At 46.5% G+C, this 24,614-nt stretch carries 21 protein-coding genes; 8 read left to right on the top strand and 13 right to left on the bottom strand.

Features of this window, described 5'->3' with window-relative positions:
• Positions 1 to 16: 16 nt before the first annotated feature.
• From ybgE to aspS, 9 genes are all read right to left on the bottom strand, one after another.
• The gene (gene ybgE / locus OH463_RS01335; protein WP_017188312.1) at positions 17 to 319 is read right to left on the bottom strand and encodes a cyd operon protein YbgE; all 303 of its coding nucleotides are present in this window, start codon (positions 317 to 319) and stop codon (positions 17 to 19) included.
• Positions 312 to 419 carry a cytochrome bd-I oxidase subunit CydX gene (gene cydX, locus OH463_RS01330; protein ID WP_000270284.1) on the bottom strand — a complete coding sequence of 36 codons (108 nt, stop codon included), beginning with the start codon at positions 417 to 419 and terminating at the stop codon, positions 312 to 314. The genes ybgE and cydX overlap by 8 nt, the downstream gene beginning before the upstream one ends.
• Positions 420 to 431: 12 nt before the next feature.
• The gene (gene cydB / locus OH463_RS01325) at positions 432 to 1,568 is read right to left on the bottom strand and encodes a cytochrome d ubiquinol oxidase subunit II (RefSeq protein ID WP_005450311.1); all 1,137 of its coding nucleotides are present in this window, start codon (positions 1,566 to 1,568) and stop codon (positions 432 to 434) included.
• A 17-nt stretch (positions 1,569 to 1,585) separates the two neighbouring features.
• Positions 1,586 to 3,172, bottom strand: a complete 1,587-nt coding sequence (gene cydA, locus OH463_RS01320; protein WP_005450312.1) for a cytochrome ubiquinol oxidase subunit I — start codon at positions 3,170 to 3,172, stop codon at positions 1,586 to 1,588.
• A gap of 461 nt (positions 3,173 to 3,633) precedes the next feature.
• The gene (gene ruvB, locus OH463_RS01315) at positions 3,634 to 4,638 is read right to left on the bottom strand and encodes a Holliday junction branch migration DNA helicase RuvB (RefSeq protein ID WP_009698277.1); all 1,005 of its coding nucleotides are present in this window, start codon (positions 4,636 to 4,638) and stop codon (positions 3,634 to 3,636) included.
• 21 nt (positions 4,639 to 4,659) lie between these two features.
• Positions 4,660 to 5,274 (bottom strand): Holliday junction branch migration protein RuvA, encoded by a 615-nt coding sequence (ruvA, locus tag OH463_RS01310; protein ID WP_009698278.1) that lies wholly within the window; start codon positions 5,272 to 5,274, stop codon positions 4,660 to 4,662.
• 78 nt (positions 5,275 to 5,352) lie between these two features.
• Positions 5,353 to 6,804 carry a methyl-accepting chemotaxis protein gene (locus tag OH463_RS01305; RefSeq protein WP_269990324.1) on the bottom strand — a complete coding sequence of 484 codons (1,452 nt, stop codon included), beginning with the start codon at positions 6,802 to 6,804 and terminating at the stop codon, positions 5,353 to 5,355.
• 122 nt (positions 6,805 to 6,926) lie between these two features.
• Positions 6,927 to 7,448, bottom strand: a complete 522-nt coding sequence (gene ruvC, locus OH463_RS01300) for a crossover junction endodeoxyribonuclease RuvC (RefSeq protein WP_005426231.1) — start codon at positions 7,446 to 7,448, stop codon at positions 6,927 to 6,929.
• 100 nt (positions 7,449 to 7,548) lie between these two features.
• The gene (gene aspS / locus OH463_RS01295; protein ID WP_005450337.1) at positions 7,549 to 9,327 is read right to left on the bottom strand and encodes an aspartate--tRNA ligase; all 1,779 of its coding nucleotides are present in this window, start codon (positions 9,325 to 9,327) and stop codon (positions 7,549 to 7,551) included.
• Positions 9,328 to 9,599: 272 nt separating this feature from the next.
• Here aspS and OH463_RS01290 point away from each other — a divergent pair, with 272 nt between their 5' ends.
• The 7 genes from OH463_RS01290 to OH463_RS01260 all read left to right on the top strand — a co-directional run bounded on the left by OH463_RS01290 (position 9,600) and on the right by OH463_RS01260 (position 16,201).
• Positions 9,600 to 10,466, top strand: coding sequence for a DUF72 domain-containing protein (locus OH463_RS01290; RefSeq protein WP_047513219.1), 867 nt, complete (start codon positions 9,600 to 9,602; stop codon positions 10,464 to 10,466).
• 104 nt (positions 10,467 to 10,570) lie between these two features.
• A complete protein-coding gene (cmoA, locus tag OH463_RS01285; RefSeq protein WP_005426299.1) occupies positions 10,571 to 11,308 on the top strand; it encodes a carboxy-S-adenosyl-L-methionine synthase CmoA in 738 nt (245 codons plus the stop codon).
• 112 nt (positions 11,309 to 11,420) lie between these two features.
• On the top strand, positions 11,421 to 12,392 hold the full coding sequence (cmoB, locus tag OH463_RS01280; RefSeq protein ID WP_005450339.1) for a tRNA 5-methoxyuridine(34)/uridine 5-oxyacetic acid(34) synthase CmoB: 972 nt from the start codon (positions 11,421 to 11,423) through the stop codon (positions 12,390 to 12,392).
• A gap of 221 nt (positions 12,393 to 12,613) precedes the next feature.
• Positions 12,614 to 13,360, top strand: a complete 747-nt coding sequence (locus OH463_RS01275) for an ATP-dependent zinc protease family protein (RefSeq protein ID WP_005450340.1) — start codon at positions 12,614 to 12,616, stop codon at positions 13,358 to 13,360.
• Positions 13,361 to 13,371: 11 nt separating this feature from the next.
• Positions 13,372 to 14,877 (top strand): inactive transglutaminase family protein, encoded by a 1,506-nt coding sequence (locus OH463_RS01270; protein ID WP_005450341.1) that lies wholly within the window; start codon positions 13,372 to 13,374, stop codon positions 14,875 to 14,877.
• A 3-nt stretch (positions 14,878 to 14,880) separates the two neighbouring features.
• Positions 14,881 to 15,849, top strand: a complete 969-nt coding sequence (locus OH463_RS01265) for an alpha-L-glutamate ligase-like protein (RefSeq protein ID WP_005450342.1) — start codon at positions 14,881 to 14,883, stop codon at positions 15,847 to 15,849.
• Positions 15,850 to 16,048: 199 nt separating this feature from the next.
• Positions 16,049 to 16,201 (top strand): hypothetical protein, encoded by a 153-nt coding sequence (locus OH463_RS01260; RefSeq protein WP_005450343.1) that lies wholly within the window; start codon positions 16,049 to 16,051, stop codon positions 16,199 to 16,201.
• 127 nt (positions 16,202 to 16,328) lie between these two features.
• Here the strand turns inward: OH463_RS01260 and mukB are convergent, their stop codons facing one another.
• From mukB to cmoM, 4 genes are read right to left on the bottom strand one after another with little or no spacing between them, the layout of a single operon-like run.
• Complete coding sequence (gene mukB, locus OH463_RS01255) at positions 16,329 to 20,792, bottom strand: chromosome partition protein MukB (protein WP_269990540.1); 4,464 nt, start codon at positions 20,790 to 20,792, stop codon at positions 16,329 to 16,331.
• Between the two features lie 2 nt (positions 20,793 to 20,794).
• Positions 20,795 to 21,520, bottom strand: a complete 726-nt coding sequence (mukE, locus tag OH463_RS01250) for a chromosome partition protein MukE (protein ID WP_172580476.1) — start codon at positions 21,518 to 21,520, stop codon at positions 20,795 to 20,797.
• Positions 21,501 to 22,838 (bottom strand): chromosome partition protein MukF, encoded by a 1,338-nt coding sequence (gene mukF / locus OH463_RS01245; RefSeq protein ID WP_009698286.1) that lies wholly within the window; start codon positions 22,836 to 22,838, stop codon positions 21,501 to 21,503. Before mukF ends, mukE begins: the two co-directional genes overlap by 20 nt.
• A gap of 2 nt (positions 22,839 to 22,840) precedes the next feature.
• Complete coding sequence (cmoM, locus tag OH463_RS01240; RefSeq protein ID WP_009698287.1) at positions 22,841 to 23,632, bottom strand: tRNA uridine 5-oxyacetic acid(34) methyltransferase CmoM; 792 nt, start codon at positions 23,630 to 23,632, stop codon at positions 22,841 to 22,843.
• A 114-nt stretch (positions 23,633 to 23,746) separates the two neighbouring features.
• On the opposite strand from cmoM, the gene elyC reads away from it, so the two are divergent.
• Positions 23,747 to 24,538, top strand: a complete 792-nt coding sequence (elyC, locus tag OH463_RS01235; RefSeq protein ID WP_005450349.1) for an envelope biogenesis factor ElyC — start codon at positions 23,747 to 23,749, stop codon at positions 24,536 to 24,538.
• Positions 24,539 to 24,614: the final 76 nt, after the last annotated feature.

Here is a 24,614-nt window from a genome sequence, read left to right as displayed (position 1 = left end):
TTTCAGTTTGTAACGCTTACATGAAATACAGTGCAGTTAGATAAATTAAGATAGCGAGCGAGAAATAAGGACTGAACAGCACCTGCCAGTACCAATTTCTTGGCTTGAAGCCCACACCATATACCATGCTTGAGCACACTGCCCAAATCAGCGCTGGTGCGATAAACGCATTAAAGCCACCAATTTCTCGATGGTATGCGTTCGGATCCCACATCACCAACCCTACATGCATAAAGCCAAGGATTAAGGCCAAGACTCTTAGCAGAGTCTTGTCCATTGGTGCGTGAAGTTTCGCTACCTTGTCAGCGAGATTACTCACTGTCTTTATCCATCATTTCTGAGTGCTCTAACCAAAGAGCGTTGATGATACCGAATGCACAAGCAAGTAGTACACCTAGAATCCATGCGAAATACCACATAGTAATAGCTCCTTAGTATAGTGAGTTTTTGTTTTCTTCGATGAACTGGTCATCCAAGCGGCCAAACATCTTGTAGTAAGTCCAAGACGTGTAAGCAAGGATGATAGGAACCATAACAAACGCTACGCCTGTCATTAGGTTCAGAGTCAGTTCAGATGAAGTTGCATCCCACATTGTTAGACTTTGGCTTGGCATCAGGTCTGAAGGCATTACGAATGGGAACATTGCAATACCAGCAGTAAAGATAACACCAGCGTTACCAAGACTTGAAGTTAGGAACGCGATACCACACTTCTCTAGGCGAGATGCCAATACTGCTAGAAGCGGCATAGCAACACCCAGTACAGGTGCAGCCCATAGTAGTGGGTAAGCTTCAAAGTTGTTCATCCACGCACCAGCTTCACGGATAACCTCTTTGTTTAGAGGGTTAGAAGCTGCTGCTGTGTCGATACCACCTACGATAACGTAGCCTTCGATGCTTTGGATCCAGAAACCTGCAACCACAAATGCAATAACAGTTAGTAGACCTGTTAGCTGAGCCACATTACGAGCACGAGTATGTACTTCGCCAGTTGTCTTCATTTGAAGCCAAGTTGCACCTTGCATCAGGATCATGAACAAACTTACTAGACCACATAACAGAGCAAATGGGTTTAGTAGACCAAAGAATGAACCGTGGTACGTTGGCATTAGGAATTCATTCAACTGGAATGGAACACCTTGTAGAAGGTTACCAAACGCTACACCAAAGATGATTGGTGGAACGAAGCCACTGATTGAAATACAGATATCCCAAGTGTTACGCCATTTTGGATCTTCGATTTTTGAGCGGTAATCAAGACCAATCGGACGTAGCCAAAGTGCCGCTAGAGTTAGGATCATCGCTAGGTAGAAACCAGAAAACGATGTCGCGTAAACCAAAGGCCATGCTGCGAACAATGCACCACCAGCAGTGATAAGCCAAACTTGGTTACCATCCCAGTGCGGAGCGATTGAGTTAATCATGACACGACGTTGTGTGTCGTTTTTACCGATAACAGGTACAAGCGCGCCTACACCCATATCGAAACCGTCAGTAATAGCGAAACCAACTAGTAGAACACCGATCAGTACCCACCAGATGAATCGCAAGATTTCGTAATCAAACATCTTGTTGTCTCCTTACCTTACGCTTCTACTTGGCGGCTAACTTTGTCTTCAACAGAGTCAGCGTTTTGCTCGAAGTGGTAGCGACCAGTTTTCAGGCTGCTTGGACCTTTACGAGCGAATTTCACCATTAGGTATACTTCTGCAATTAGGAATGCAGTGTACAGCGCTAGGATTGCAAATAGTGAAGTCCAGATTTCACCTGCTGTTAGTGCTGAAGCCGCAACGTGTACCGGTAGGATTTCACCTACTGCCCACGGTTGACGACCGTACTCAGCAACAAACCAACCTGCTTCGATCGCAATCCATGGAAGTGGAATGCTGAACAATGCAGCTTTAAGAATCCATGGTTTCTGTTCGATCTTCTGACGACATGTTTGGATAAATGATGCACCAAATACGAATAGCATGATGAAGCCACACGCAACCATGATACGGAATGACCAGAATAGCGGCCATACTGTTGGGATTGAATCATCTGCAGCAGCTTGGATTTGGTCTTCTGTCGCGTCAACAACGTTTTCTGTGTAACGTTTTAGAAGTAGACCATAACCTAGGTCACCCTTCACTTCGTCAAACGCAGTCATGTTTGCTTCAGACTTGTCGCCTGCACGCAGTTTTTCAAGCAATTCATATGCGTACATACCAGTACGGATACGGTCAACATGCTCTTCACGTAAGTCGTGTAGACCTGTTACTTGCTCATCAAATGAACGTGTCGCGATGATACCCATTACGTAAGGGATCTTAATTGCGTAATCGGTGTTCATTGTTTCTTGGTTTGGTAAACCGAACAGTGTGAACGCCGCTGGTGCTGGTTCTGTGTGCCACTCAGCTTCGACTGCTGCAAGCTTCACTTTTTGAACTTCACCAAGCTCGTAACCAGATTCATCACCTAGCACGATAGTAGACAGGATTGCTGCCATACCGAAAGAAGCTGCGATAGCAAACGAACGACGAGCGAACGCCACATCACGACCTTTCAATAAGTAGTAAGAACTGATGCCTAGAACAAACATTGCACCACATGTGTAACCAGACGCTACTGTGTGTACAAATTTAACTTGCGCTACAGGGTTTAGAACAACGTCTGCGAAGCTCACCATTTCCATACGCATGGTTTCAAAGTTGAACTCAGCGCCAACTGGGTTTTGCATCCAGCCGTTCGCAATAAGAATCCAAAGTGCAGAGAAGTTAGAACCCAGAGCAACCAACCAGGTTACCGCTAAGTGTTGACGTTTAGATAGACGATCCCACCCGAAGAAGAATAGACCAACAAAAGTTGACTCCAGGAAGAAAGCAACCAGTGCTTCGATCGCCAGTGGTGCACCGAAGATGTCACCTACATAGTGGGAGTAGTAAGACCAGTTCGTACCAAACTGGAACTCCATGGTAAGGCCGGTAGCCACACCAAGTGCAAAGTTAATACCGAACAGCTTACCCCAGAACTTGGTCATGTCCTTGTAGATTTGCTTGTTCGTCATTACGTACATCGATTCCATAATGGCCAAAAGGAAGGCCATACCAAGAGTCAATGGTACGAATAGGAAGTGATACATCGCTGTCAGTGCAAACTGCAACCGCGACAGATCAACTACGTCAATCATGGTAACTCCTATGTGTCGGCTGAATGACACTCTCTACATATTGCAATCCATACACAAGTGTTATTCACACTTGAAAAATGTTGAATTATCACAACGCTTTGTTGCAAAAATGTGCTTCATTGGTTAGTTAATTGTTAAGCATCAGCTAATATAGCTGGGTCTAATATTACTTGTAAAAACAGTTTGTTTCAAAAGGTTTATGGCGAGAAACCGCTTTGATATACATCAATCTTTATGCGCTGATTTTGCACAAAAATCCATCACATTGATCCAGATCAATCGATATTCGATGAGTATGTTAATAGAGAGTAATCAGGAGAGAAAATAATCAGTTAGGCAAGAACATAGAGTTAACAATCTATAAGTTTCTATTACCTATTTAGTATTAGAAGAGATTTAATAAATGAGAGGTTGGTCAACATTAGTGAAACGCTGAGCGCTAAGCGCCCAGCGATGGAATCTTACTTTTCAATTCCGAAATGCAGATAAGCGCGATCTGTAGCAATTCTACCACGGGGAGTGCGTTGCAAGTAGCCTTGTTGGATTAGATATGGCTCAAGAACGTCTTCAATGGTGTCTTTCTCTTCGCCAATCGCGGCTGCCATGTTGTCTAAACCGACAGGTCCACCACCAAATTTCTCCATGATCGCAAGCAACAGCTTACGGTCCATGTAATCAAAGCCTTCTGCATCCACATCAAGCATGTTCAGCGCTTTGTCTGCTGTATCAGCACATATATGACCATTACCTTTCACTTCGGCATAGTCACGAACACGGCGCAATAGTCGGTTAGCAATACGTGGTGTACCACGAGCACGGCGAGCGACTTCCAATGCACCTTCTGATTCCATCGACAAGCCCAAGCAATCGGCACTGCGCTGAACGATATCTTGCAGGTCTTTTACTTTATAGTACTCAAGGCGCTGCGTAATACCGAAACGGTCACGAAGTGGCGAAGTCAGAGAACCTGCACGCGTCGTTGCACCGATCAAAGTGAAAGGTGGCAAATCAATTTTGATAGAGCGTGCTGCAGGACCTTCACCAATCATGATGTCCAACTGGTAATCCTCCATTGCAGGATACAACACCTCTTCAACCATCGGGCTTAAGCGGTGAATCTCATCAATGAACAGCACATCGTTTTCTTCTAAATTAGTCAGCAGCGCCGCCAAGTCTCCTGCTTTCTCAAGCACTGGGCCAGAAGTGGTTCGAATGTTCACTTCCATCTCATTGGCGACGATATTCGCAAGCGTGGTTTTACCCAAGCCCGGAGGACCAAAAATCAAAAGGTGGTCAAGCGCTTCATTTCGCAATTGAGCAGCTTTGATGAAAATCTCCATCTGATCACGAACGTGATCCTGACCTTGGTAATCTGCCAGTTTTTTAGGACGAATCGCACGGTCGATGACATCTTCATCACGAAACGAAGGATTTTCTGGAGCGATTAAACGATCGGCTTCAATCATATTGTTCCCTTGGGCTTTCCGTTACACCATTGATTTTAGTGCTTCACGGATCAGTTGCTCACTGGTCATATCCGGTTTAGCGATCTGAGAAACCACTTTCGACGCTTGAGTTGGCTTGTAGCCCAGAGCAAGAAGCGCACTGATTGCCTCTTCTTCTGCGTTGTTAGAACCCGCAGAGCCAGAGTCCGCAGGTGCTGCATCCGTAAATGGCGTAAACAGATCGCCAGCGCCCCACCCTTTCAGACGGTCTTTCATTTCTACGACAAGGCGTTCAGCGGTCTTCTTACCAACACCCGGTAGCTTCACAAGCGTTGAAATGTCTTCACGCTCAACGCAAGAAACGAATTGGCTCGCAGTCATGCCAGAAAGAATACCTAAACCTAGCTTAGGACCAACACCGTTCGCTTTGATCACTTCACGGAAAAGTGCACGCTCTTTTACTGTGTTGAAACCGTAAAGCAATTGCGCATCTTCACGCACAACAAAGTGAGTATAAATAATGGCTTCTTCGCCGACATTTGGCAGCTCGTAGAAACAACTCATGGGCATCTGAACTTCATAACCAATGCCATTAACTTCAATTAAAACTTCAGGTGGTTGCTTTTCAAGCAGAGTGCCGCGAAGACGTCCAATCACTATAAATACTCTTTGGAAATGAATTTGCGACAGGATAATAAAGAACTGGATAGACATCCAGTCCTTTATTCGGTGGGGTTAAATTTTTGAGACAACTTGATCAAGCTGTTGAGTCAGATTGCGCACCGCGACCACTTGCCCGTTCAGCTCGTTGCCGTATTGCGCGACAGTTTCGGCAATGGTTTTGGTGTTCACTACGCCGTTAGCAACTTCACTGCTGGCTTCATCTAACTCTTTTAAAGCCGTCATTTGCGTCGCCATGATGCCAGACAGACTCTGCACATCGTGAGAGATGGTGGTAACTTGCTGAATAATGGTGTTCATTCGCTCTGTACTCGACGTCACAACGCTTTGACCATGCTTCACTTCTTGCTCACTGCGATCAAGCAAGTTACGAATTTCCACTGCCGACTGACTACTCTTAGCCGAAAGCTCTCGAACTTGGTCCGCAACGACCGCAAAACCTCTGCCCTGCTCACCCGCTCTCGCCGCTTCAATAGCAGCATTCAGTGCTAACAAGTTGGTTTGCTCTGCAACCGACGTAATTAAGTCCGCCACTTTCATGATGTCTTCATGGCTGGTAATGATCTGGCTGATCGCTTGGGTAGAGTCCTCCAATAATTCCGAGCTTTTCTCAGCTTGTTGATGAACGCCCTCACTCTTCTCGCGCAGCTCTTGGACAAACTTGCTGGACTCTTCAATCCCAGTCGCCATGTGATGCACTTGCTGACTCATTTGCTCGGCTGCACTGGCTTGGGATTCACTGTTTACATTAAGGGCGTTCACTTGAGCATCCAATTGCGATGATTGTTCATCCAACACTTGGGAGACTTGTTTCAACTCACTTGAGTTTTGATTCGCCTGTTCTAGCACCTCTGCTAAACGTAGCTCCCCTTCTGTCGCCTTTTGTGCCACCAACTCACTTTCTGCTTTAGCTTTCTCTGCACTTTCAATCGCGATGTCTCGCTGCTTGGCGGTAAAGGCTTGCGCAATACAAATCACCACCAGCGGTAACACGGTACCTGACCATATCTCCACACGCTGCGCCGATTCAGACAACACGAGTTGGGGAAAACCAAAACCAGACACATGCTGATACGTCATTACCGCAGAAAGCACTATCACTAACGCGCTCCAAGAGATCGCCATGATACGAGTGCCAGATAAAAAGAAAGCGACGACTAACAAAGGCACCCAGTAAGTTTGGGTAGAATCGACCACGCCACCACTTTGATAGATGATGTTGAGTGCATGCACTGACATGCCAACAAAACCAAGATTGAGCGACAATGCCGGTTGTTTGAACCATCTCAGGCTGAAGGCGGATATTAGTTCGAGTGCGATTAAGAGTGCTGAGGTGAAAATTAGGCTTTCATGTCCATGTTTGGACCATTTGATCAGGCTGTAGATACCGACGAGGAAAGCGATGAAGGTAAATAGAGAGAGGATGTCTGCTTGACGTTGTTGTGTTCTTGTCCATTGAGTTTGGCGCGGCATAAATGCACTGCGCCACAGCGTGGCTGGATTCATGTTCAATCTTCCTTGATTGATTCCTTGTTAGACCTCTGACCACTATAGTTTTGTAACATTTTCTCAACAAATCCAATCCATAAATCTGTCTGAGATGTCTCATTTTTAATACGAGAATACGCCTAACGGTAACGACCTTTTCTTGCACTGGTTGCTTTGCCTGCGAGCGCCACTAGTGTCTTATTGGTGTTAGCGTGACAAATGGCAACACCCAACGCATCGGCGGCATCGGCTTGAGGCTTGGCTGGCAATTTAAGCATGTGTTGAACCATATGTTGAACCTGAACTTTGTCTGCGCCACCAGTGCCTGTTACCGCTTGTTTAATGAGACGAGCCGCGTACTCATGCACCGGAAGATCCGCATTCACAGCCGCCACAATTGCACTACCACGCGCCTGTCCTAGCTTTAATGCAGAATCAGCGTTCTTCGCCATAAACACTTGTTCGATAGCAAATACATCTGGTTGAAACTGGGTGATGATTTCCGTCACGCCTGCGTAGATTTGCTTGAGACGACCTGGCAACTCTTTTTCAGAAGTGCGAATACAGCCGCTGCCTAGATATTGCAGATGACGACCTTGCTGGCGAATCACGCCGTAACCGGTAATACGAGAGCCTGGGTCAATACCCAAAATAATTGACATGAAGAGTCCTAATCAATAACTCACTAAATTTATTAGAATATATGCCATTAAAACAAAAACTCCCGCAGGTGCGGGAGTTTTTTCTTTAATTGTTGTGCGCTTATTCTGCGTCTTTTTCTTTCGCAACTGTTACTGCAATCGCTAGCTCTTCTAGAGCCGCTGGGTTTGCAAGGCTTGGTGCGTCTGTTAGTAGACACGCCGCAGCAGTTGTTTTAGGGAACGCGATAACATCACGGATGTTCTCTGTACCACATAGCAGCATCACTAGACGGTCTAGACCGAATGCAAGACCTGCGTGTGGAGGCGTACCGAATTTTAGCGCGTCCAGTAGGAAGCCGAATTTCAGTTGTTGCTCTTCTGCATCGATACCTAGGATATCGAATACCGCTGCTTGCATTTCTGCGTTGTGGATACGTACAGAACCACCGCCTACTTCGTAGCCGTTTAGAACCATGTCGTATGCGTTTGAGTTCGCTACTGCTGGGTTCGCTTTTAGCTCTTCCGCAGTCACACCTAGAGGTGATGTGAATGGGTGGTGCATCGCGTGTAGGTTACCTTCGTCGTCTTCTTCGAACATTGGGAAGTCAACAACCCATAGCGGAGCCCAAGTGCCTTCTTTAGTTAGACCTAGGTCTTTACCAAGCTTAAGACGAAGTGCACCTAGTGCTTCAGCAACGATGCTAGCTTTGTCTGCGCCAAATAGGATGATGTCGCCAGATTCCGCTTGAGTGCGATCTAGGATACCGTTGATCACGTCTTCGTTTAGGAATTTAGCTACAGGAGATTGGATACCTTCCATGCCTGCTGCACGGTCGTTAACCTTCATCCATGCTAGACCTTTCGCACCGTAGATACCTACGAATTCTGCGTAGCCGTCGATTTGCTTACGAGTAAGCTCAGCACCACCTGGAACACGGATAACTGCAACGCGACCTTTCTCGTCGTTTGCTGGACCAGAGAATACTTTGAACTCAACGTCTTTTACTAGGTCAGCAACATCTACTAGCTCTAGTGGGTTACGTAGGTCTGGCTTGTCAGAACCGAAACGACGAATCGCTTCGCTGAACGGCATTACTGGGAATTCACCTAGATCAACGTTCAGTAGCTCTTGCCACATTTCACGAACCATTTTCTCAGTCGTTGCACGAACTTGATCAGCCGTCATGAATGACGTTTCGATATCGATCTGAGTGAATTCTGGTTGACGGTCAGCACGCAAGTCTTCATCACGGAAACACTTAACGATTTGGTAGTAACGGTCAAAACCAGACATCATTAGAAGCTGTTTGAATAGCTGTGGAGACTGAGGAAGCGCGTAGAAGCTGCCTTTGTGAACACGGCTAGGTACTAGGTAGTCACGAGCGCCTTCTGGTGTCGCTTTTGTTAGTACTGGTGTTTCGATGTCTAGGAAGCCGTTGTCATCTAGGAAACGACGAACAAAGCTAGACGCTTTAGCACGTAGCTTGATGCGGTCGCTCATTTCTGGACGACGTAGATCTAGGTAACGGTACTTCAGACGTTGCTCTTCAGAGTTCTTTTGGTTGAAGTCTAGAGGCAGAACGTCGCTGCGGTTGATGATTTCAAGACCTGTTGCAAGGATCTCAACTTCACCTGTTGCCATGTCTTTGTTTACTTGGCTTTCTGGACGAACGCGAACTTCACCAGTTAGCTTGATACAGAATTCATTACGAAGTGTGTTAGCCACTTCATACGCATCTGCCATATCTGGATCAACAACTACCTGAACGATACCTTCGCGATCTCGCATATCGATAAAAATAAGACCGCCTAAATCACGACGACGGTTAACCCAGCCGCAAAGTTCTACAGTTTGTCCTGCAAGGGACTTGTTCAGGTGACCACAGTAATGGGTACGCATAATGAAATTCCCAATCTCTCAAATATTGTTAACTACGCTCTGTCAGCCTCATTGCCGAGCAGAGTAAAGATCCATTTATACGCTGAAAGCCTATGAAAATCGACTACTCAACATACAATTAAGTGTGTTTTATCATTCATTGGTGGTTTTTAGTACAACAAATGTTCAAAAGCGCACCAAAGCGAAAAAATTGGTGGGGATTATAGCGTGAAATTACCCATTTCAGCAAAACTCTCGTAAAGTGGACTCAGGAAAAAACGTAAAGCAGAGATATGGATAATTTACCCCTTCGACTTGGATTGACCATGTGGTCGCACAACCAGTGGCAGCAAAGCTTTTATGGCAGTGGCACCAAACCCGCAGAGCGACTTGAAAAGTACGCGCAGGTGTTCCACACCGTAGAAGGCAACACCACCTTTTACGCCACACCGACGCTCAACACGGTGCAAAACTGGAAAGCCGCGACTCACGACGATTTCAAATTCACCTTTAAGTTGCCAAAAGCCATTACTCACGAACAGATGCTCAGAGGTTGCGACGAGCAGTTACGTGACTTTATGAAGGTAATGGAACCGCTTCATGAGCGTGTTGGGCAATGGACGATTCAGCTCCCTGCTGCATTTGGTCCAGAACACCTCGATAGATTAAAGAAGTTCTGTGCCAGCTTTCCGCCGAATTTCCCACTTGGAGTGGAAGTTCGTCATATGGCGTTTTTCTCCAAAGGTGAAGAAGAACGTGCGTTGAATCAGTGGCTGTTAGAGAGCGGCATTGACCGCATTATTATGGACAGCCGCCCTGTATTCGCCGCGCAGCCGACGACTGAAGCGGTAATCGATGCCCACCAGAAAAAGCCTCGCGTTCCGGTTCATGCAATCGCAACCGCCAAACACCCGATGATTCGTTTTATCGGTCATCCAGACATGGACGACAACCTGCGCTTTTTCGAACCTTGGTTAAAGAAGCTGCCGATGTGGATTGAACAAGGCATTCAACCGTACTTGATGATTCACACACCAGATAACGTCTTAGCACCAGAACTGGCTGAAAAGCTATATAAGCAGCTACAACTTAAGCTCTCACTGCCAAATTTGTCTGTATTTCCTGCCAACGATGGCAACTCGCAAATACAAATGTTTTAGGCAAGCTTATAATTAAGCAAATGACAGAGGCGCGAATTTCCCATAAAATACGCGCCTTTTTTGATGCCTGACATTTCAGGCGGCTTGTATGCAGAGATTTGGTTATGAACCCTAAGAGCAATCCAGATACTATTTTTTCGGCTCCAATCGATAAAATTGGGGATTTCACGTTCGATGAACGCGTGGCGGAAGTTTTCCCTGACATGATTCAGCGATCGGTGCCGGGTTACAGCAACATCATTTCTGCAATTGGTATGTTGGCAGAGCGTTTTGTTAAGCCTCACTCAAACATCTACGACCTAGGTTGTTCTTTGGGTGCTGCTACGCTGTCTATGCGTCGTCATATCAAACAAGAAGGTTGCCAAATCATTGCAGTGGACAACTCTCCTGCGATGGTTGAACGCTGTAAGCTTCACGTCAACGCGTACCGCAGTGATACGCCAGTTGATGTAGTCGAAGCGGACATTCGTAATATCGAAATCGAAAACGCGTCTGTGGTGGTATTGAACTTCACGCTGCAATTCCTTTCTCCAGAAGACCGCTATGCTCTACTAGAGAAAATCTACGCGGGTCTGCGCCCAGGCGGCATTTTGATTCTGTCTGAAAAGTTCGTGTTTGAAGATGAAGTATCTAACGAGTTGTTGATTGACCTTCACCACGACTTTAAACGTGCAAATGGCTACAGCGAACTTGAGATCAGCCAAAAGCGTAGCGCAATTGAAAACGTGATGCGCCCTGATTCAAAGAAAGATCATAAAGAGCGTTTCGCAGAAATTGGTTTCTCAAGCTACGACGTTTGGTTCCAGTGCTTTAACTTCGGTTCGATGTTCGCGATTAAATAGCGAGAAGCGAGAAGCGAGAAGCGAGAAGCGAGAAGCGAGAAGCGAGAAGCGAGAAAGTCTTAACGTTTCGCATTTAGTGTCAATTTTTTAATTTATTACTCAGTGAAAAACTATGTTTAATTTTGCTAATTTTTATCAGTTAATCGCTCAAGACACTCGTCTTCAGCCGTGGCTAAACGTATTACCTCAACAGTTAACAGATTGGCAAAACGCTGAGCACGGTGACTTTGGTCGCTGGCTAAAAGCGCTGAACAAGATTCCACAAGGTGCACCAAACCAAGTGGACATCAAAAACTCAGTAACCATCAGCAACGATACGCCTTTCCATGAAGGTGAGCTGAAAAAGCTAGAAAGCCTACTGCGTACATTCCACCCATGGCGTAAAGGTCCATACACAGTGCACGGTATTCATATCGATACTGAATGGCGCAGTGACTGGAAATGGGATCGCGTTCTTCCGCACATCTCACCACTAAAAAACCGCAGCGTGCTCGATGTAGGTTGTGGTAACGGCTACCACATGTGGCGCATGCTGGGTGAAGGAGCACGCCTAACGGTTGGTATCGACCCATCTCATCTGTTCCTAATTCAGTTCGAAGCGATTCGTAAGTTAATGGGCGATGACCAACGCGCTCACCTTCTTCCATTAGGTATTGAACAACTACCAAAGTTAGAAGCGTTCGACACTGTATTTAGTATGGGCGTCCTTTACCACCGTCGCTCTCCACTGGATCACTTGGTGCAGCTAAAAGACCAGTTAGTATCAGGTGGCGAGCTTGTTCTAGAGACACTCGTTATCGAAGGCGATGAGAACGCGGTATTGGTTCCGACGTCTCGCTACGCGCAAATGCGTAACGTGTACTTCTTCCCGTCAGCGAAAGCACTGAAAGTATGGCTAGAACTGGTTGGCTTTAAAGATGTGCGTATTGTAGATGAGAACGTAACGTCTGTAGATGAGCAGCGTACGACCGACTGGATGACGCACAATTCACTGCCGGATTACCTAGATCCAAACGACCCAAGCAAAACGGTAGAAGGCTACCCTGCACCTCGCCGTGCGGTGCTTGTCGCAACCAAGCCATAATTAACTGAGATTTCTGACATTGTCTTAACTCACTCCCTCCATTAAGACATTAACCTCTCTTCAAATCTAATTAAGGATGCGTCTTGCGTCCTTAATTTTTTGGCTTTTCGTCACTATTCCTCATTCTGTAAGAGTCTGAAGCAGATTCTTGCTTGTGAGCCTTTGGCGATAACGCTAAACTCTTAAAAAACAAACAACTTACTCCAATCCCAAGGTTTTCAATGTTTATACGATTGACTCCGGTTGTTGCCATCGCCTTACTATCTGGATGTACTTTGACCAAAGGCGAACAGTACCACCAAGAAACGTTAGCTGCTATTCAGGCTTCAGAAACGAATTTCAATACTCGCGTTACCAACTTAGAGCTTCAACTTAGTAACCAGTCGGATTACATCGAAAGTTTGGAAGACCAAGTGGATAAGTTAAATGGCGAACTCAATACCTTCCGTAAAGAAGCAATGGACGAAGTGAGAAAGCCTAAAGAACCTATCATTGTTCAAGCTCCTGCTCCCGTTCAAGCAACTCCTACCCATGACATTGTCCTTGGCTCAATTGAGCGAGTGACGATCGATTCAATCAAACAAACGTTCGACGCTCGCGTAGATACCGGCGCGGCAACATCTTCACTGAACGCTGTTGATATCGAAGAATTCGAAAGAAATGGCAAAAACTGGGTGCGTTTCCACCTAGCTGATAATACCAAGTCAGATGAAGAGAAAGATATTTGGATTGAAGCACCAATTATTCGCTACGTGAAAATCCGTCAAGCAACCAATGAAGAACTAGAGCGTCGTGCTGTAGTTGAACTTTGGGTGCGCGTTGGAAAAATTCATGAAAAAGCGCAATTTACGTTGGCAGATCGCTCTCAAATGAACCATCCTGTGTTACTAGGAAGAGAATTTATGCGCGACATCGCACTCGTCGATGTGAGTCGTAAATATATTCAAACGGAAGAAGATAAAAAATAATAAGGTAGATTATGACGTCAAGAATACCGTTTTACCTGTCAATCATCCTTTTGGTGGTTGCGGGCATCGCTTTGAGTGTTTTCAGACATCAGAATTACGGCGTTCCATGGACTCCAGGTGAAACGCGTCAAGTTTGGGATGTTGAAGCCCGCATTGAGTTCAATGCAAATGGCGGTGAAGTTAAAGCTTCTCTCGCTGCTCCTCATACACAAAAAGGCTACACCTTAATCGGTGAGTCGGCGTCATCTCCTGGTTATGGTGTTTCTTACGTAAACTCTGATTCAGGTCGTCGTGCTGAATGGTCTATCCGCCAAGCAACTGGCGCACAAACCATTTACTACAAAGCCCAATTCTTGGTTGATCCACAAGCAAAAGTGGATGAACAGCCACCAACCGGTGAAATTGCCAAACCAACCCTTTCAGCACCTCAACAAGCGGCAGCAAATGCGTTGATTGAACGTGCAATGAGCCGTTCAGCAGACAATGAGACATTCGCTCGTGAGCTGATCAAAACACTGAACGATCCAGATAGCCAAAACGCAGCACTGATTCTAAATGACTTTGATCGTACCGATGCTCTGCACAAAATTCTGCTTACCGCTGGCGTACAGAGTAAGACCGTTGGCGTTATCGAGCTGGAAGATGGACGTCGCCGTCAAACGATTCAACCTATGGTTCAAGTTTGGTCTGGCGATAAGTGGGTACTCTTCTCACCAAACTCTGAGCAAGCTGCAGCGCAGCCTAACCTGCTTGTTTGGGATGAATCGAATGTTTCGCTACTTGACCTAGTGGGCGGCAAAAACAGCCAAGTTCACTTCTCTATGATCAAGCAGGAGCTTACACCGCAAGAAGCAACCAACAACAAAGTGGAAGCTGACGGTCTATTGAACCTGTCTATCCACAGCCTACCTCTTGAAGAGCAGGCGATGTTTAAGACCATCATGCTGATTCCAATTGGTGCTCTTATTGTTGTATTCCTGCGCGTTATCATCGGTCTTAAGACATCCGGTACCTTCATGCCAGTTCTTATTGCGGTTGCCTTTGTACAAACGCAACTTGTAACAGGTATCGTCGGCTTCCTACTGATTGTCGGTACGGGTCTGATCATCCGAAGTTACTTATCGAGGCTAAACTTACTTCTGGTCGCAAGGATATCCGCGGTTATCATCACAGTAATCATGATCATCTCTGTGTTTACCGTTGTGGCATTCAAGATTGGTCTGACTGAGGGTCTAACCATTACCTTCTTCCCAATGATCATCTTGTCATGGACGATCGAACGTATGTCGATTCTATGGGAAGAAGAAGGCGCGAAAGAAGTTGCCCTTCAAGGTGGTGGCTCACTACTGACAGCGGTACTGGTTTACTTGGCAATGACCAACACCTACATCCAGCACCTAACGTTTAACTTTATCGGCCTACAGCTCATTGTACTGGCAGGTATTCTACTACTAGGTACATACACGGGTTACCGTCTAACTGAGCTACGTCGCTTTAAACCACTAGCGGAGGACTAAACGATGTTTGAACGTTTTACTTCGCCAGCAAAACTCCGCCATAAGGGCATTATGGGGATGAACAAGCGTAACCACAGTTACATTGGTCGTTACAATGATCGTTCTAAATACCCTTTGGTGGATGACAAGCTCAAAACCAAAATTATCGCTGAAGCAGCAGGCGCGACTGTGCCTGCTCTTATTGGCGTGATCGCCAGCCAAGCTGAAGTGAAAAAGATTCACAAGATGGTTGAGAACTGGCCCGGTTTTGTAATCAAGCCAGCTCAAGGCAGTGGTGGTAAAGGTATCTTGGTTATCACTTCGCACAAAGATGGCGTATATACAAAGCCATCTGGTGCTACCTGCAATAAAGAAGAAGTTGAGCGTCACATCAGTAACGCACTCGCGGGTCTTTTCTCCCTTGGTGGTAAGAACGATGTAGCTGTGGTTGAGAACTTAATTAAGTTTGATGACTGCTTCGACGGCTTCAGTTACGAAGGTGTGCCAGACGTACGTATTATCGTATTTAAGGGCTACCCTGTTATGGCGATGATGCGTTGCTCTACAGCAGCATCGGATGGTAAGGCTAACCTTCACCAAGGCGCGGTAGGTGTCGGTATCGACATTGCTACTGGTAAAGCCATTCGCGCGGTGCAATTTGACCAACCAGTGACTCATCACCCAGATACGGGTAAAGACCTGTCGACACTGCAAGTGCCTCATTGGGAGCGCTTGTTAGAGCTTGCGTCCAGTGCTTGGGAAATGACAGGTCTAGGTTACATGGGCACCGACATGGTATTGGACAAAGAAGAAGGTCCAATGGTTCTGGAGCTAAACGCTCGCCCTGGCCTAGCAATCCAAATTGCAAACGGTGCAGGTCTCCTACCTCGCTTGAAACACATTGAGAACCTTGGCACTCCTGCTGAGTATCCAAAACCAAAAGAGCGTGTTGCGTACGCAGCAGAGCAATTTGGCGTAAAATCTCAGTTCTAATCTAATCGCTAGCAGCCATTCTCGTGGTTGCTAGCTTTCTTTTCATATTTGAGCACTATCGCTCTCTTCCTAAGTAATTCATCGTTTTTATCACTGCAATCGATGATCCAGCTAACAAAATACACATCGATCGTTTCTTTTTTCTGCCGATTTTTGATTTTATATTTTCTCCCCCTTACTCAACTCGAGAGGTTGGGCGATGCTAACAAAAGAAACTAATAACAATGATACTCCGCTTGTTGAACAAGAGAACTTTGACCAACACCTACAACGTTTGTCGGAAATCTCTGTCCAAGCACTTGATGAGCTTGCTGAAATGATCGAAAAAGGAAACGACTTTTCAGAAGAATAGGACTTACCTTTTCACATTTAAGCGCCTGCAAAAAAGCCGAGCCTGTTGCCCTACAGACTCGGCTTATTTCGTTTTACAAATACAAAAACGCCCGCGTTTCTTGCGGGCGTTTTATTAGCTTCGGAGTTTAGGACTCAAACTCTTCAATCATCTCTTGTGCTTCAGTCTTAGGTTTATCGTTTTGACCAAAACCGCGCAGACCAACTACGTGTACATGCTCGTGATCTTTAAACACCTTACGCACCAGTTTGTAGGTCGTACCTTTCTCTGGGCTGATATTTTCTGGCGCCGCGATAAGAAGCTGCATATCCAGACGGTCACACAGTTCAAACAACGTTGAGATAGATTTCGCATCCAGACGTGCTGCCTCATCAAGGAACAACAGACGACATGGTACGATATCTTTACTGCGCAAACGGCGTGATTCTTCTTCCCAGCTTTGAACAACCATCAGTAGGATTGACTGACCAGTACCGATCGCCTCACCTGTAGATAGCGCGCCAGATTCAGCTTGTAGCCAGCCGTCAGAACCACGGTTCACTTCCACACTTAGCTCTAGGTAGTTACGGTAATCCAGTAGCTCTTCACCCAGAACCTGAGGAGAACGTTGACCCATATCGATGTGTGGGTTCACGCGTTGGAACAGTTTCGCCATTGCTTCAGAGAAGGTAAAGCGAGTCGATTCAAACAGATCTTTATGCTGCTCTTGTTGTGTCGCTAGACCGTTTAGTAGCACTTCGTGACTTTCGCGGATCTTCACGTTTAGACGTACGCCCTTCACCTGACCAAACGAGATGTTCGACAAGCCTTGGTTCAGCATACGGATACGGTTTTGCTCACGCTGAATCGTCTTCTTGATAATGCTCGCTACTGACTCAGAGCTGATCGCTAGGCGGTTTTCACGTTGCGTTAGCTCTTCCGTTAGACGCGCTAGCTCTACTTCCATCTCTTCGATCGCTTCGACTGGATCATCAGTACGGATGATATCCTGACGAATACGCTCACGAAGGTGTTGGTACACAGCAATGTAGAACAGAACTTTACGCTCTGGACGTGCATTGTCTTCTGATAGACGCAGCGCATCACGCAGGTCATCATTATTCGCAACCGCTAGACGCAGCGCACCCAATGATTTATCCGACATTGAACGCAGTTCATCCGCGGACATGTAAGCCAGTTCACGCTTGTGTAGACGACGCTCAACATCGTTCTCACGCGCTAGACGAAGTACCGAACACCAGCCAGCTTTCGCTGCAACAACGAATGTACGCAGCTCAACGTATTCTTTCTGAACTTTCTTCAGACGTTTCGCCAAGCCTTTCATCTCTAGTTCAGTAGAGGTGATCGTACGCTCGTATTCGCTCTTACGGCTACGAGAAGTGTGTAGACGCTCATGCAGTTCGTCACGACGACGCATTGCACGCTCTTCTGCACCTTCGTCAGCGTTCACGCCAAACTCTTGAAGTTCTTGTTTGAACTCTTGAACCGTTTCCAGTTTCGCTTGGTGTGAACTCTTCAGAGAAGCCAATACTTGGTTGTATTGGTTCATTTGACCTTGCGATTGTTTCAACTCTTCACGAGAGCGAGTACGCATTTGTTCAGCTTGAACCAGTTTTGCTTTTAGCTGTTCGCTCAGCTCACTGCTCTTGTTCAGTAGGTCTACTGAATCTGAATAAGCGAAGTAGTGGCGACGTTCAACGAGGTCCGAGAGCGCAAAGATTTGCTTCTTAAGATCTTGTAGCTGTTCGTCTGCCGCTTTGTATTCCGCTTCTAGTGCATCGAATTGCTCTGGATCGGCATCTAGGGCAACTGCGACTTTTTCCAGTTCCGCCACCGCTTTCGCGTGGTTATTTAGGAAAGCTTTTGCTTCTGAAAGCTGGGCGATTTTCTCTTCCAACTCATCAAAGCGCGCTTGCAGCGACTCGTCTTCAATCAACGCCATGTTTGGTGCTAGCTTGTCTAGAGAAGACAATGCTTGCTTGCTGGTTTGCAGTTGAGAACGTTGCTGCTGCTCTTTTGCATCCAGATCAGCCAGTACGCGCGCAATTTGGTTACGCTTGTCGCGAATGGTTGCCAATGCTTGCTCTGGGTCAGCTTCGAATGCTACTTGAATGTGGCTTGCCACAAACTGGTTGAAAGCTTGATACAGACGCTGCATTTTTTGCGAATCGAATGCTGCTTTCGCGTGCTTCTCAACAACTTCTTCACGTTCGTTACGCAGTAGCTCTAAACGCTGCTCACGTGCTGCACGACCAAACAATGGGATTTCAGGCAAGCGAGAGTAACGCATTTGGCGATCGTTCATACGAACACAAACCGCGCCTTCTAACTCTTCTGCGTCGAATGAGCTGTCATCAAAGGCATCGATGTCACCTTCAATGATGTACAAGTCTTCTGGACAGTCGTCTAGCTCTACCAGTTTCTCTTCGATACCAGATAGGTCAGAAACAACGATAGCGTGACGAGCCGGACCGTACATCGCACTGAAGTAAGGCGCGTCATCAATAGTGATGTCATCATAGATCTCTGACAGCAATACGCCGCCTAGAGTATCTGCCAAACCTTTCAGACGAGGGTCGTTTGAACCACCAGGAGAAGCAAGACGCTCAATCTCGGTATCAAGCTGACTGCGACGCTCTGCCAGTTTGTCTTTTGCCAGAGAAAGGGTTTTCTCTTGCTCAAGCACCACTTGCATTTGGCTCATGACTGACTGGCTATCTTCTAGCTCAGCGCCACTTTGCTCACGCAGTTTTTCTAGCGCATCGTTCGCAGCAATCCACGTTGGAGCAATGGCTTCTAGCTTGTTGATTTCCGCTGCTGCATCTTGCTCTAGACGACGCTGTTCGCTGCGTTGCTCACGCACGTCTTCCTGCGTCATTTCAAGCGAGTCGATTTGCATCGCATGACGTTCACGCTCTTGTTCAAACGTGATTTCGTCAGTCAGTTCAACATGGAATTGCTTTTGGTATTCGTTGACTAGCTCGCGCGCTTGACGTTGCTGGTTAAGGCTACGCTCAAGGTCACGGTGCTGTGCACGCCATTGCTGTTCGTTTTGCGCGACTTGCTGAGATTCACGCGCTTTCGCTATTGCGGTTTTCGCATGTTCAGACGCGTCTTTACGCTCAACTTGACCAACGATGCTTTGTACCAGTTTAAGCGCGGTTTCGAACTGCTCTGCTGCCGCAGAAGACATGTCCAGTTTGTGCTTAACCGATAGCAACGCGTTGGTGCTTTCTGATTCTTTGCTCTTAAGCTCAGAGACAAGCGCTTGTGCCGATTCTGCCGTTAGGCTGTCATCGCCAAGTAGTTGCTTCGCTTTTTCCAGCGCTTGAACCGCTTGTTGGTATTGAAGGGCGCGAGTTTGTTGAACGTCGAGTGCTTGTTGGTAGTCAGCCAGCTGCGTCTTAAGGCTATCCACCTCTTCTTCCGCAATGGTCGCTTGCTCTTCCACCATCATCACGCGTTCTTGCGCTTCTTCCACTACCATCATCTGTTCTTCAAGACGCTCACTCAGCTCTTCAAGATCTTCTTGGTAGCGTTCGATCTTCTCTTGCTGACGCAGTGCGTTTTGCACCAGTTGCAAGTGGTCAGAAGCCGCTTGGTAATCTTGCTCTAGCGCAGATTCCGACTCGATCAGCAGTTCTAGCTCTTCTTGAACACGGTTAAGCAGGTTGTTTTGCTCAACGAGAGTTTCACGAGAACCGAACAGCTCTGAACGTAATGACAGCGTTTTATCCAACTTGTTACGACGATCGTTCGCGTGACGCATGTAGTCCGCAGCCACGTAGTTGGTTGACTCTGTGATCAAGTGTTTGAACAAGTCACGGTCTGCTTGCGTGGTTTTGATCGCTTCTAGCGTCATGCGGTTTTCACGCAGTGCTGATTCCATATCTTGGAACGCTTTCTTCACGCCGCCGTTTTGTGGCAGAAGGTAGTCACGTAGCGAGCGCGTGATTGCACTTGAGATACCACCGTAAAGCGATGCTTCGATCAAGCGGTAGAATTTAGAACGGTCACCAGAGTTACGCAGTTTCTTCGGAATCACACCGAATTCGAACATCTGCGAGTGGTAATCCACGATAGAAGAGAAGGCTTTAAATTGAACGCCTTCAAATTCTGCGATCGATTCTTTTACTTCATTGATTTGACGTACACGAGCTTGAGTCGCAGATACGCTTTCAACCAAGATATCCGTTGGTTTCACATGGCTTGGAAGACCTTGGATAACAAACGGTTTGATGTCTACTTTCTTATCACGACCCGCTACTTGCTGCAGTTTTACTGCAAACAATAGGCGTTGGTTACGTGAGTTCACCACATCTAGCGCCGCATAACATGCGCCCGGCTGTAACTTACCGTACAGACCTTTGTCGCGAGACGATTGGCTGCTGCCCGCTTCTGTGGTGTTACGGAAGTGCAGTAGCGTTTGGTCAGGAATCAATGCGGTGATGAACGCCGCCATTGTGGTCGATTTACCTGCACCGTTACCACCTGATAGCGTGGTTACCAGACCATCGATGTCAAACGTACGGGCAAAGAAGCCGTTCCAGTTGACCATGGTCAGCGATTGGTATTTACCGCGTTCAATCATGCTCATGCTTCACCCTCTTCTGTTGTTTCTTCTTGGGCTTGGTCGCCTTGATCTTCTTCAGACAATAGGCTGCCTTGGCTTGGCTCTTTGGTGTGCACTACCGCTTCACCATCACGGATCAGACGTAGCTGCGCTTCACGCATATCATCACCAATTCGTACATCGGCACCAAAGCGGAATACTGCTTCACTGATGCTGAATTTACCGGTTTCACCGATGTTGATGATCATGCCTAGGCGACGCAGGCGACGGAGTGACGTACGTACTTTTTCAAACAGCTTTTCTTTATCAAGGTCAGAACCAGTCGCACGGTTCGTCACTAGCTTCATCAGCTTGTTTTCATCAGCCAGAGCAAGTAGCTCGTCGTACAATTCTTGGTTAGTGAAGATGCCTTCGTGCGCAAGACGTTCTGGGCTTAGGTAAAGGAAACACAGTACCTTACCCACCAGCATGTCCAGCTCAGAAAGGACACTACGACCAATCAAAGACGTTGAACGTGGACGGAGGTAGAAGAAACCTTCTGGCGCTTTCACCAATTCGGTGTTGTAGCGCTGGTAGAAAGAAGAAAGCTCAAGTTCGAAATCCGACAACAACGCGTGGTTGTCCAGATCTTCACTTGAAACATGACGCCCTGCTCGAAGCATGCTGTCTAGCGCTGGGAACAGAGGGTTAGAAATTGCTTTTGCCAGATTCTCTGACATGTATTCATTAGTATCGGTCGATGACATTCGCTTGTACCTTTGCCCCAAATTCGTTGATTGCTTTCCAGTCTGGCTGAACAGCTTGGTAGTCGGATTCTGAATAACCCAGACGTACCGCCTGATCAACGACAATGCGAGCTAAATCAAAGTGATGAGTATGAGGGTGTTGTGCAAGGTAATCTCGCAGTACCACACTCAAGTCAATAGGTGCGCCTTGGTCTTTATGCGCTTTCAGCATGTCACCAATTCGCTCCGCCAACTCATCATTGACTTGTTGAAACTCTTCGTATTCCACTTCCATCGGAACTTGACCTGTTACCTCGTCATCACGCAGTACTAGGGCTTCATCACGAAGGTCAGAAAGCCTTTCCGCATCTGCATAAGTCAGATACCAAGGCGAATCAAAGTAGTCTTTAACGGACTGGCGCAGACGCGAGCTAAACGCACGGTTCTTATCCATATCAATTGCAGTACGGATGAACTTGTGTACGTGTCGGTCGTAGCCAATCCAAAGGTCGATCGCTTGCTGGCCCCAGCTTGTGATTCGGTCCAGTTTCATCTGAAGACCAAACAAGGCTTCCTCGATAAACTCAAGCTCAGGGTCACCATAGACAATCTCTTGAATGTCTAGGATCTGAGTTTGCAGTTCATCACTGGCAGCTTGCAGCGTATCTTGAAGTTCACGCAACGTGCTTGATGTTTCTGACAGAAGCGCTTCACAGTTGTTGATTGCTTCACGCCAGTCTTTGTTAAGCAGGTCAGCAATCTGTTGTTTCACAGATTGTTGCTGCTCATCCATCACACGTTGGTTGAGATCAATTTGATCGAAGATTTCGCCTACAGAATATTTCAATATCCCGTACACGTTCTTCTTCCAGTGGCCCGGAGTGCCGCCTTTTTGTGCCGCTTCAATCGCTTTCGCCATTTCATCAGCGACCATAGACAACTGAATAGAAAGGCGCAGTTTCGAGAACTCACGATGGCGCACGTAGTAGTCGGTAATTCCTATCGCTAATGGCGACAAGCGGTAAATGCTCGCTCCGTCAGTAATCTCACTGACAAAACGGCTCATAAGACGCTGCTTAACCATCTCGTTAATGGCATTGTTCGCACGGAAAGCCGAAGCTTCTCCCGTCTCATCAAAAAGTCGAGTGACGATGGCAAATGCATCGTGCAATTCACCTTCACCCAATTCTTCATCGAACCTTTCATTACTTAATACAGCGATAGCAATCAAAAATGCCAGTCGCTCAGTGGTCAGGTTCAACGAGAAATCGTGCTGCTTTACCCAGCCAACCAACTCATCGATTGGTTGCTCTGCAGCATTGAGAGTCATCTCACTCATCGTTATTCCTGTTTATCGTTCTTCTTAGCCCACACATGAATATAGCGGCCTAATGAGAGGTATGGCTCTTGTCGACAAAGTTGTTTTTCTAGCGCCAACACATCTTCAAACTCGTAATCGCCCATGTATTGCATATTACCTATGTAATCACTGAATGAACGAATACCAGATTTACCGCAAATACTAAAACCAGAATCTTCTATCCATTGATAAACCTCTTCAGGTTTTAGCCCTTTTTGTGGTTGTAGTTTAAATCTTTTTCGGTGAGGCATGCCGTCTAAAACATGAGGAATGTTGCCACAAACCACATTTTTATAGACCAAGCCGTGGTGGTTATAGAACATAACCGAAGCGATGCCCCCCGGTTTGACCTGCTCCAAAAGCGTTTCAAGTGCGGTTTTCGGATCAACCAACCACTCCATAACGGCATGGAACATGACAAGGTCCACCTGCGCTTCCATGTGTTCAGCAATGGATTGGACAGGCGAATGAATCAGGCGATACTGCTCAAGCAAACCGTTTTTTTCAATATCCTGCTTTGCTAGTTGCAGCATTTCCGAAGATAGATCACACAAAGCGACATGATGTCCGAGCTTAGCAAGCTTTTGCGACATTTGCGCTAAACCACCACCAGCATCAAGGACTTGTAGTGCTTGATGGTCGGCGTCTAATTCACTTAGAATCTGTAGAAAATCTTCCCACACAATGATTTGTCGGATCTCCCCTTTATCGGAGCCGTAAATATTTTTTGCAAATTTGTGGGCGATATCGTCGAAATTGCGGTCTTCTGTCACTTCTGCTGAGTTATCATAACGGATTGTGCCGCTATTCTGTCACAAGGAAAGCAGGAATAAAGAGGGTTATCCTCATTTTTATTATCAATTGATGTTTTTTCGGACTATTTATGTATGTTTGAGCTGAAAAAAGTAATGTCAGCCTTGTTAATGCCGCTTCCGGCATTGCTAATCATAGGCTTGTTAGGTCTTGCTCTCATTAGTTTTACCACGAAACGTAAAACTGGCTGCTTTGTTGTTCTATTCTCTTTTGTCGGCATTTTCCTCGTTGCCTTCCAACCTGTTTCAACCAAGCTTCTGATGCCTCTTGAGCGCGAGTACAAAGCGTTTTTACCTGTATCAGGTAGCATTGACTATGTCATGGTGCTTGGTAATGGTCATGTCGTCGATGATGAGATCCCACCAACTTCTCAACTAAGCCGTACAGCGCTAATGCGCCTTACCGAGGGCATCCGTATTTTACGTATGTACCCTGGCGCTAAGTTAATTTTGTCCGGTTACGCAGGTGGATCTGAAATCAGTCATGCGCGCATGATGGCTAACGTGGCACTTTCTCTTGGTGTCGCAAAGTCCGACATCATCCTTCTCGAAGACGCTAAAGACACATGGGAAGAAGCCCGCCAAGCCGCTGCCTTTGTGAAGCAAAAAGACATTGTGCTGGTAACCTCAGCAAGCCATATGAAGCGTGCTTTGTACGAGTTTAATGCTGCAGGTATCAAGCCAATCCCTGCGCCAACTAACTTTATGGCAATTGATGACATCGAACAGCCATGGCAAAAGTACACTCCGAAAGCTCGTTACTTAGAACAAACCGAGTTGTATTGGCATGAGTATTTAGGTGGGTTGTGGCAAAAGTTGCGTGATAACGTAGGTCAAACACCAATGGTTGAAGTAGAACAACCATAAAACACTTAAAAACGATTCAGTGGTCAAATTGCGGAAACAAAAAAGGAGAGCCAATGCTCTCCTTTTTCTTTAGGTA

The organism is Vibrio sp. NFR (assembly GCF_027587095.1).
Taxonomy (GTDB): domain Bacteria; phylum Pseudomonadota; class Gammaproteobacteria; order Enterobacterales; family Vibrionaceae; genus Vibrio; species Vibrio harveyi.
Note: the sequence above shows the minus strand (reverse complement) of the source record. Positions and strands in the feature narration are given on the sequence as shown.